Genomic DNA, 8914 nt, shown 5'->3' on the forward strand with positions numbered 1-8914 from the left:
TAATTAAGCATAAATGTTAGTTAGCCTAAAAAGGAAAAATGCAACGTTTCTAACACCCCTGAATTTTGATCTGAATGCTTTTATTTTAGCATTGAAAGATTCTGCCGAAGCATTGGTGCTTCTGTTGTTAAAATAGTTTAAATACCACCTACTTATACGCTATCAAAAACAAGAAAAAAGAAAACCTGTAACATCATTTTAAAAATAGCTATGACAAAATTATCATTAGAAATGTATCTGAAAGAAAACCTATCCACTAAAACAGCAGAAAGTTATTTGTACACTATCCATCATTTTTTGGTAACCAATCCCAAAGCTAAGAGATACACCTTTCAAAATATTGTGAGCTACATGGAAGAAGTCAGTCGCAAACAGACCAATATCCAGAACAGAGTTAGAATCCTATCAGCAATCAAGAAATACTACGATTTTTTAGTGATGGCAGGAATGAGAAACGAACACCCCTGCAAACAGCTAACCATCAAAAACAAACAGAATCAAAGCGTGCAGGTTCAGGATTTGTTTAGCAGTGAGGAACTGCAACTGCTTTTGACTAGAGAAAACCGCTATCAGTTCTTAGACTCCAGAAACAGCGTATTACTTTCATTGCTTATCTATCAGGGATTGACAAGCGAAGAACTGGCACCTGAAATACTACGATGCGATACTGATAAATTACTGTTAAGCAAATTAGGAAAACCCATTTCAGTTGATGGAATCCACGCAATTATTGAACCATTGAAACCCTTGTTTCCAGATAGAAACCTCAACCCAAGAACCATCCGCATGAGCGTTATTTGCAATTGGCTCAACGAAAAGAAAAGCCCATTGGAACGGGTTCAAGAACTTGCAGGACACAAATGGCCTGGGACTACTGAGAAATACATCAAAGTGGATAGTTTGCAACAAAGAGAAATGATAAATAAATTCTTTCCGTTGTAAATTAGATTTTTAATGCTTCTATGATATTTGCATCAATACAATCAAATTTTGAAGTGTAATCAGCTAATTCGGTATCCATCCAATTTAAAACATTATAAATTTCAGATTTGATTCGTACCGCTTCAGTAAAATCAATATTATTTCCATTAAAGCAAATTGGCTCGTTATGATAAATTCTATTTCGAAACTCTCTTATTTCATAAAGCGTGAAACTTATTTGTTTCCTTTGAGTACTTGCAGGTTTGTTTGGAAAACAATGGATAATACTTCCAGCTAAAAGTTTATAGTGATGAGTATCAAAAAGACTTGTCCAAAAACCTAAACTTTGTTCAGCAATTATTGCTCCTGATGTGATAGCTTTCTTTCTTATTCTAGTCCTCTTTTCTGCTGATTCAACTTGTTTTTTAAGAAAGAATTTTGATGGTTCAAGCACATTATCACTCATAAAACCATTTTTTTGAGCTAGTATCCAATCAGGATTAGAAAAATAATTGGTTAATTCATGATTCATTCTATTTCTTAGGAAAATTTCAAACAAATTTAGAATTGCATAATAAGATTCTGCAATTTTTAAATTAGCTTGATATAATTCTTGTGTTCTTTTTTGGCAATTACCGCAAACATTTAAATATCTATCTAGTCTGGGTTTGGATATGTAAAATTCGAATTTTTGATATTGCAAAACAATGTGATTTTAAATTAAAGCCCGAATTTACATTTTTTTTTAAAATGATTTTGTATATTTGTACCGTAATGCTTAGTGAAGCCTCTTTCTAATAAGAAACGTAACTAAGTGAAAGAAATTTAAGCCCTCAATTGAGGGCTTTTTTTATATTTAATAATTTTACTTTGGCTAGGATATTAGATAAACTACATCTATTTTCGTAATGAAAAACAAGTTCTTTGAATTATACCATGATTGATTAATCACGCTAATACGATTAGGAAAAATGTATAAAACCCTATAAGTATAAGTACAACGGAAAAGAGCTGCAAGACGATAATATTGCTGGCTCTCAGTTGAATTTGTATGACTATGGAGCTAGGAATTATGACCCTGCTTTAGGACGATGGATGAACATTGACCCGCTGGCAGAAGTATCGTGAAGATGGTCGCCATACAGCTATGCTTATAACAATCCTGTTAGATTTATTGACCCTGATGGGATGCTTTCTCAAGATGTCATTAATGATCTATGGAATAAATCTGATGATGATAAAGAAACGAAATGGACATTTAATGACAATGGAGTTGCTTCAGGTAGTAATGGAGCAACGGCTAATACTGGCGAGGCAGCTGATACAGGAGAAGGAAACGATGGTAATCAAAATAATAATCCAGATCCTCCAACAACTAGTAGTCTTAAGGATTTTTTTAGATCACTTTTCAATGTGACTCCGAAAAGTGAAGAAGAAGTTAAACAAAGTAAAGTAGATAGAGATTTTTTCTCTGACGCAGCGAATTTAATATCTGAAGTAGGAGATTCTTATCAAACTGCTATGATGTTGATTTTTCCCGTGCCTTCAAATCCTTCATCAGAAATAAAAGCCTCAGGATGGATTGCGCGCAAATTATATAGTAGTTTAGACCCTGCAATAGCAAGTAAATTTGTTGGCGCTATAGGAAAAGGAATAGTCTCACCAACTGGAAAGCAGGGAATTATACGATTAACAGCATCCGAAGCTAGTGCAGTTGGAGCGGGATATACTCATAAAATTAAAATATTAGGAAAAGGAGGCGATTTGAGATTATATGGGAAACAGTTGCCGAATGGACATTTTGTATTTGATAAGCTTTTAAGACATTAAAATGGAGTTACATAAAAATATTACAGAAAATAAAGAAGAATATTATCACCTTGCTATTAAATATTATTATAATATTAATACTGAGGAATATCTGAATAATAGGATAAGTTCTATTATTCCAAAATCTATTTCAATATTAATTGACCACCAGTTCATTCCAACCCCTTGCATTGAAATAAAAATAGAACTTCATCATAAAGAAGAGCATAAAGGAATTAGTTCATATTTTTTATATGTGAACGATAAAAAAGAATTTATTGATGAGTTTCTTATTTCTGATTGGTAATGGACTGGTACGAGCGTCCCGCTCGTGAACACAAACAAAATCGGTAATGTATCAAATTAGGTGTTTTTCTGAAATAGTAAGCTAACTACCTGAAAAAGAACATGAATTTAGAAATTTCGTATAATATAGAGACGACCTGATGGTCGTCTCTTCTATTTTTTAGCTTTTAAAAAGCCTGAAATAGCTTTTATTGTAACTTCGTGTATCAAAAATAGATCATGAAAATGAAATGTAGGTTTTGCGGAGAAGAATGTATTAAAAATAGTTTTCAGTCTAATGGAAACCAACGTTATAAATGTAGTATTTGTAAAAAAAGACAACAGATAAAATATATATAAAGTTTCAACAAATAATTTGGTAATGTTTCAGTGTATTGGTGGCTAATTACTTCATACAATATTGTCAGAAAATCAACTATTAGTATTATCGCAGTTAAAAATAAGACAACCTTCGGGTTGTTTTTTTATTATATAGTGTCTTAAATCGAATAAAATGGCTTTAAGTGAGACCTCGTGTTGCAGATGTGTTGGTGGAATTACATTTATGACAAAATATGGCAAAACAAAATCAGGTAATCAAAGATATATCTGCAAGCTATGTAAGAAAACGAGAGTTGAAAATTATATTTATCAAGCTTATAAGTCAGATACAAACAAAAATATTATTCAGTTAACCAAAGAAGGTTTAGGAATTAGAGGCACTGCAAGAATATTAAAAATTTCAACGTCAACATTATTGAAAAGAATTGTTGAAATTGTGAAGAATATTCAACAGCCAATTATCAGTAGAGGAAAAACTTATGAAGTTGATGAAATGTGTACTTATATTAAAAACAAAAGAAATTTTATTTGGCTGGTTTATGCTCCGAAAAAGAATTCTAAAAATGTTGTCAGTTTTAACGTAGGTAAACGAACTAATAAAACATTAAGCCGTGTTCTGGATACTTTAAAATTATCAGAAGCTAATAAGATATTTACCGATAGATTAAAAAACTACAGATTTCTGATTGATTAAACGTTTTGGGACAAATCATATTGAAAGGAAAAATTTGACACTAAGGACACATCTAAAAAGACTAAACCGACGGACAATCTGCTTCAGTAAAAGTTTAGTAGTTTTTATGGCAGTTTTAAAGATTTACTTTTGGAATTGAGGAATAAAATGGTAAGTTTATCCTTTAAATTACGTTCTTAAAAATATTGTATTTAACAAGTTATTACTTATAAAAATAGTTGCAAAACCCTATAAGTATAAGTACAACGGGAAAGAACTGCAAGACGAGCTGGGGCTTGGGTTGTACGATTATGGCTTTAGAAATTATGATCCTGCTATTGGTCGATGGGTGAATATTGATCCATTATTGAATGATCTTGATTTTAAGTTTGATCCGAACGATATTGATAAAGATGATGATGACGAAGTAGATTTAGATGTCCAATATGTGTCTATGTTGTTGCTGCTTTACTTTATTCTGAATTTGCAAACGCACCATCAGGTAATGCGAAGACAGATTCTCGAAATTATAATGATTCGAAATCGAATAAGGCACTAGTATCAGGGGCAGTTTTAGCTGGTGGAGCAAGAACGATAATAAATTCTGCTAAAGCTAAAGCGGTTGAAAAGGCTACTGAAACAACCAAAGGAGAAAAGACTCACCAAACTTATACTAAAACTAATAAAGAAACTAAAGAAACCTACTCTGGAAGAACTAGTGGAAATAAAACTCCAAGGGAGAATGTTGCAGCAAGAGATGCAAAACATCATAAAAACAAAGATGGATTTGGTCCTGCCAAACTTGATAAATCATCAACCAATAAAGATGCAATTAGGGGAAGAGAACAACAACTTATAAAGCAAAACGGTGGTGCAAAATCAGAGGGGGGTACTTCAGGAAATGCTATAAATGGGGTAAGTCCTAAAAATCCAAATGCTAAAGTATATGAGAATGCTGCAAAAAAGGAATTTGGGCAATAATAAAATATAATTATGAAAAAGCAAAAAATAACACAAGGTTCAATACTTGAAATCAATATTGAAAATCAATATTATACTTACGCCCAAATATTAGATAAAGGGGGGTATGTTTTTTTTGATTATAAAAGTGAAACGAGATTAACCGATTTTTCAGTATTAGAAGACAAACCTATTTTATTCATTATAGGTGTTTATAATGATGTAATAACACAAGGACATTGGCCGATAGTCGGAAAAATGAATATTAGGCAAAATTTAAAAAGTCAACCGATGCAATTTATCCAAGATGCATTACATCCAGATAGGTTTGAATTTTACAATCCAAATACAGGTGAAAGTACACCAGCAAAGAAGGAAAAAGTAAAAGGTCTGGAAAGAGCGGCAGTATGGGAGGCTAATCACGTTGAAGACAGGATAAGAGATTATTATAATGGTGTTCCTTGTGTATGGCTTGAAGATGACTTAGAATTATTTAAAGATTAATAAGTTTCTTAAGTCTAAACTAAAAATTAAATTTATGGTGAATAATAAGGAAATATCAACTCAAGAACTCATAACTAAAGGTTATTTATGGGTTAATATACCATCCGTAGCAATAATAGTGCTAGTTTGGTTTGGCTTAACAGCTTATTTAGAAGTAAATGGCAAAATTAGCGCAATTATTGGAGGAGTTATTGGTTGGATTTATTGGGAGTTTGCAATTAAAAAATGGATAAGTTGGGCATTAAATCATAATGTAAATCCAGATAGACTATTCAAAATTGGAAAGATGTCTTTACTTTTATGGGATAGAAGAAAGATAGATTCGATATTAAATCAAAGTAAATAGCGGTTATCTTCAAAGTTAATGAATAGATATTTTTAACTTATTGAAAATAACTAGTCTAATGTAGTTTTAAGGGATGAGCAAAATGTTCATCCCTTTTAATTTTGAATATAATAGTTAAACCAAAGTATAGTTTAAAAAAAATCTAAATTATGTGGTATTTTGATCCTGAGATATGTTAGTCTGGCATACAAACAATATCCATAAATTATTACAAGGAGGAGTTGAAGGGTGGTTTAAAACAATTGGACCAAATCCAGGTAGAGCAATGCAAAGTCAGCTTGCTAGACAAGGAGGGCAAATTATGCCTACGATTCAAAAAACTTTCTCCTAATTATTACAAGTAAAATAAAAAAATATGGATTCAACTAGAAATATATTGTGGTTTAAAGCCAATATAGAGCCTACTCTCGAAGGGTTTGAAATTAAATATTGCTCTTATGATGATGGTGATTTTGGAAGTTTAAATCAAATTGAGTTTAACTCTAAAGAAAAAGGAGGTAATATTGATTTTTGGGGACTAGGATATTTAGGTATTTTTCTTTGGGATTATCAAAAAGAGGAAGAAATAATGAATGTCCTTTTAGATCCAAATCAAGAGCTAGAAAAGGAAAAGGCCTTTGAAGACTTCAAAAATTTCTTAAAATAATTCAAAGCCCCAAAATTTTGGGGCTTTTTCTTTTAACAAATTTGAGTAAATATTATAGTTTTCTGAATCATGACAAACGAATATCACTTTTATATCATTGTTTTTCAAAAAATCGAAAACTGTGTTAATGGCAATCTTAGCAGCCTCATTTTTGGAAAGCGATAAATCCCCGTACATTATGATTCGTACATTGATTTCACAATTTTCATTGCCTCATCTTTAGCAAATTCATTATTTTCAAATTCTCGCGAATAAAAGTAAAAAAATGCTACTCCAAATTTGGGCAGTTCCAGAAAAATAAAATCGTTTAAGTGATGAAAGAAATAGAAGCTTTCATTTTTCGTTTTAAAAATAACCAATGAGTTTTCATTATTGTCTTTTGATTTAGTAGTTACTCTTTTCTGGGCAAGTCTGATTTGTGAAACTGCTTTATGTGGCGAATAATTTATATTTGCTCTCATTATAGAAACAGGAATATCTCTTAAATAACGGATATATTCTGAAGACTTTGATTTTATAAATTTTCTGCGAATCTCTAACAATTGAAATTTATATTCTATTATTTCCAACCAGCGAATTATGTTTTGAATTTGTTCCTGGCTATAGAATGTTATTGATAAATCAGTATTATCCAATAATGAAATTATGTATTTTTCGATATTTCCAAGTAAATTATTATTGCAGTCGGGACAAACTGGAATTGTAGTTTTATTATATGTTTGTTCGCTGCCATTTATATCCGTAACAAAGAATTTTTTAGTGCAATTTTCAAATGTCCATCTTGGTAATACGTGTTCTTTTGTCAAATTAGTTTGATTAGTACAAAATACACAAATTTCTATTTTCGATTTATCTTTCGAACTAATTTTCGGGACATGCCTTTGTATCACATCATCCATAATTTCTTTAGAATTTTGTCTCAATTTGACACGAAGATTCCTTAGTTTGACATCAATATTCATGCTCTGTTAATTAGTTTTTGTTATGGATAGTTTAAGCGTAACTTGTAAATACATACACTTTTGACGTATATTTAGAGCATAAAATAAATCAATTAAAGTAACAAAAGCAACCTGATAAAGAGTTGCTTTTTTCTTTTTTTATAATAAGTTGAAAGTGTTATTTGTAATCTTTTAATTGCTGAAATAATTAGATTTTCGAACAAATAATTAAAATAAATAATATTTTTTTAGAAAAATCAATATTTTTAATACGATGAGATTTTTTTTAAAAGAGCTGGCAAATCTATACCGATTTTAAAAAACGATAATATTCCTAAAACGGAAGATATAATTCCTATTTTGTCGAAGAAGTTCACAAATCAAATGTAATAGAAAGTATTGTCATTTTATTAATAATTGTTATGCAATTGTGTGATTTTATTTGTAGTGAATATAGTTTTTGGGCTTCGCTGCCATCTTAGGAGACAGGTGTGTCATTCTAATCTCATTTGCACTTGGCCACTACAATCATCATTGCTTCCCTTTCATTTTTTTATTCAAAAACCTGTATGCTTTTGTCTAAATCACATATTAAAGTATGAAAATATTCTTCTGGACTTTGGCCAGCAGGAATTTAATTGCGTAATTTTTTCATATGCTAATTGTCTTCGAACATTATCTCCTTCTGCAGTACCAGTTAAAACCCGACCAATTTTTTCTCTTTTTTGATGTTCAGCGCTATATTCGTCTCCATCAAGAACAAACAACATATTATCGAAATTGCCTAAATTGTTTAAGTCTATATGCGCTATCACTTGTATTGTTTGCTTTTGCGTCTCAAACCTGGATGATGTTTGTTTTTTTAATTCCTTATTGTGTGGGAGGTATCACGGGACCATCAATACAATCAATTATCTCCAGAAATGTATCTCAAAATGAGCAAGGGGAGTTGCAGGGGGCTTTAACTAGTTTAATGAGTTTGGCTTCTATGATTGGACCGCTATTAATGACTAATTTATTTACTTGGTTTACCCGCCCGACCGCTTCAATTAAATTTGCCGGAGCACCTTTTTTAGCCGGTGCAGTTCTTATGATTGTAAGTGTCTTTATCGCTGCAAGTAGTATTAAAAAATCTTTTCTGATTAGAGAAATTAAATAATAAGGGTATTATGTTATTAGATGTAAATGTTATCCGGAGTCAGATATTTAAATCATAAATAATCAATTTTGATTTAAACTTGATTAAAGCTTAGTTTATATTGGAAAACAGGGAAAATTCTATTGGTTAAATTTTATTATATAGATTCTCTGACAAAATAAAAGCAAAGTAGAATGCTAAAAAAAAAGGGTTAAGGATGTTTTAGGAATTGCTGGGAGTCCAGAGCAGAGAAATTAAAGCAATAGTAGTTAAGAGTTTTCTCTATTATATAAAAAGAGGTAATTACCGTATCGGATAGTTGCCTCTTTTTGTATAATGGTGCAGTCTG

Annotated in this window: 13 protein-coding genes and 2 pseudogenes; 11 read left to right on the top strand and 4 right to left on the bottom strand. The window is 31.0% G+C overall.

The annotated features are described in order from the left end of the window. Positions 1 to 3: 3 nt before the first annotated feature. Positions 4 to 141: pseudogene (locus tag ACNQGN_RS18690) on the bottom strand (transposase); the annotation flags it as partial. Between the two features lie 69 nt (positions 142 to 210). Here ACNQGN_RS18690 and ACNQGN_RS18695 point away from each other — a divergent pair. After that, on the top strand, positions 211 to 942 hold the full coding sequence (locus tag ACNQGN_RS18695) for a tyrosine-type recombinase/integrase (RefSeq protein WP_417989341.1): 732 nt from the start codon (positions 211 to 213) through the stop codon (positions 940 to 942). Between the two features lies 1 nt (position 943). On the opposite strand, the gene ACNQGN_RS18700 is transcribed toward ACNQGN_RS18695, so the two are convergent. Then, positions 944 to 1624 carry a hypothetical protein gene (locus tag ACNQGN_RS18700; RefSeq protein ID WP_417989342.1) on the bottom strand — a complete coding sequence of 227 codons (681 nt, stop codon included), beginning with the start codon at positions 1622 to 1624 and terminating at the stop codon, positions 944 to 946. Positions 1625 to 1947: 323 nt separating this feature from the next. On the opposite strand from ACNQGN_RS18700, the gene ACNQGN_RS18705 reads away from it, so the two are divergent. The 9 genes and pseudogenes from ACNQGN_RS18705 (at position 1948) to ACNQGN_RS18745 (ending at position 6486) form a co-directional block, all read left to right on the top strand. Then, on the top strand, positions 1948 to 2049 hold the full coding sequence (locus ACNQGN_RS18705; protein ID WP_417989351.1) for an RHS repeat-associated core domain-containing protein: 102 nt from the start codon (positions 1948 to 1950) through the stop codon (positions 2047 to 2049). Positions 2050 to 2109: 60 nt separating this feature from the next. Next, entirely contained in the window at positions 2110 to 2751 is a 642-nt protein-coding gene (locus ACNQGN_RS18710; protein WP_417989343.1) for a hypothetical protein, read from the top strand. Position 2752: 1 nt separating this feature from the next. Beyond that, complete coding sequence (locus ACNQGN_RS18715) at positions 2753 to 3037, top strand: hypothetical protein (RefSeq protein ID WP_417989344.1); 285 nt, start codon at positions 2753 to 2755, stop codon at positions 3035 to 3037. Positions 3038 to 3261: 224 nt separating this feature from the next. Next, a complete protein-coding gene (locus ACNQGN_RS18720; RefSeq protein ID WP_417989345.1) occupies positions 3262 to 3375 on the top strand; it encodes a transposase-like zinc-binding domain-containing protein in 114 nt (37 codons plus the stop codon). 154 nt (positions 3376 to 3529) lie between these two features. Further along, positions 3530 to 4190 (top strand): annotated as a pseudogene (locus ACNQGN_RS18725) (IS1 family transposase). A gap of 75 nt (positions 4191 to 4265) precedes the next feature. Next, the gene (locus tag ACNQGN_RS18730; protein ID WP_417989352.1) at positions 4266 to 4589 is read left to right on the top strand and encodes an RHS repeat domain-containing protein; all 324 of its coding nucleotides are present in this window, start codon (positions 4266 to 4268) and stop codon (positions 4587 to 4589) included. 434 nt (positions 4590 to 5023) lie between these two features. After that, entirely contained in the window at positions 5024 to 5494 is a 471-nt protein-coding gene (locus tag ACNQGN_RS18735; protein WP_417989346.1) for an Imm26 family immunity protein, read from the top strand. Positions 5495 to 5528: 34 nt separating this feature from the next. Further along, on the top strand, positions 5529 to 5840 hold the full coding sequence (locus ACNQGN_RS18740) for a hypothetical protein (RefSeq protein ID WP_416837756.1): 312 nt from the start codon (positions 5529 to 5531) through the stop codon (positions 5838 to 5840). 355 nt (positions 5841 to 6195) lie between these two features. After that, complete coding sequence (locus ACNQGN_RS18745) at positions 6196 to 6486, top strand: hypothetical protein (RefSeq protein ID WP_417989347.1); 291 nt, start codon at positions 6196 to 6198, stop codon at positions 6484 to 6486. A 176-nt stretch (positions 6487 to 6662) separates the two neighbouring features. Here ACNQGN_RS18745 and ACNQGN_RS18750 read toward each other — a convergent pair whose 3' ends face one another. Together ACNQGN_RS18750 and ACNQGN_RS18755 are read right to left on the bottom strand one after the other, a co-directional pair. Beyond that, entirely contained in the window at positions 6663 to 7448 is a 786-nt protein-coding gene (locus ACNQGN_RS18750) for a hypothetical protein (RefSeq protein ID WP_417989348.1), read from the bottom strand. A 563-nt stretch (positions 7449 to 8011) separates the two neighbouring features. After that, positions 8012 to 8242 (bottom strand): hypothetical protein, encoded by a 231-nt coding sequence (locus ACNQGN_RS18755; protein WP_417989349.1) that lies wholly within the window; start codon positions 8240 to 8242, stop codon positions 8012 to 8014. Between the two features lie 32 nt (positions 8243 to 8274). Between ACNQGN_RS18755 and ACNQGN_RS18760 the strand changes: the two genes are divergently transcribed. Next, on the top strand, positions 8275 to 8586 hold the full coding sequence (locus ACNQGN_RS18760) for an MFS transporter (protein WP_417989350.1): 312 nt from the start codon (positions 8275 to 8277) through the stop codon (positions 8584 to 8586). Positions 8587 to 8914 lie beyond the last annotated feature (328 nt).

Origin of the sequence: Flavobacterium rhamnosi (assembly GCF_048286515.1) — a bacterium.
GTDB lineage: Bacteria > Bacteroidota > Bacteroidia > Flavobacteriales > Flavobacteriaceae > Flavobacterium.

Coding starts and splice junctions, on each gene's coding strand:
- ACNQGN_RS18695 (WP_417989341.1), top strand. CDS start 211: ATGACAAAATTATCATTAGAAATGTATCTGAAAGAAAACCTATCCACT.
- ACNQGN_RS18710 (WP_417989343.1), top strand. CDS start 2,110: ATGCTTTCTCAAGATGTCATTAATGATCTATGGAATAAATCTGATGAT.
- ACNQGN_RS18715 (WP_417989344.1), top strand. CDS start 2,753: ATGGAGTTACATAAAAATATTACAGAAAATAAAGAAGAATATTATCAC.
- ACNQGN_RS18720 (WP_417989345.1), top strand. CDS start 3,262: ATGAAATGTAGGTTTTGCGGAGAAGAATGTATTAAAAATAGTTTTCAG.
- ACNQGN_RS18735 (WP_417989346.1), top strand. CDS start 5,024: ATGAAAAAGCAAAAAATAACACAAGGTTCAATACTTGAAATCAATATT.
- ACNQGN_RS18740 (WP_416837756.1), top strand. CDS start 5,529: ATGGTGAATAATAAGGAAATATCAACTCAAGAACTCATAACTAAAGGT.
- ACNQGN_RS18745 (WP_417989347.1), top strand. CDS start 6,196: ATGGATTCAACTAGAAATATATTGTGGTTTAAAGCCAATATAGAGCCT.
- ACNQGN_RS18750 (WP_417989348.1), bottom strand. CDS start 7,448: ATGAATATTGATGTCAAACTAAGGAATCTTCGTGTCAAATTGAGACAA.
- ACNQGN_RS18760 (WP_417989350.1), top strand. CDS start 8,275: ATGATGTTTGTTTTTTTAATTCCTTATTGTGTGGGAGGTATCACGGGA.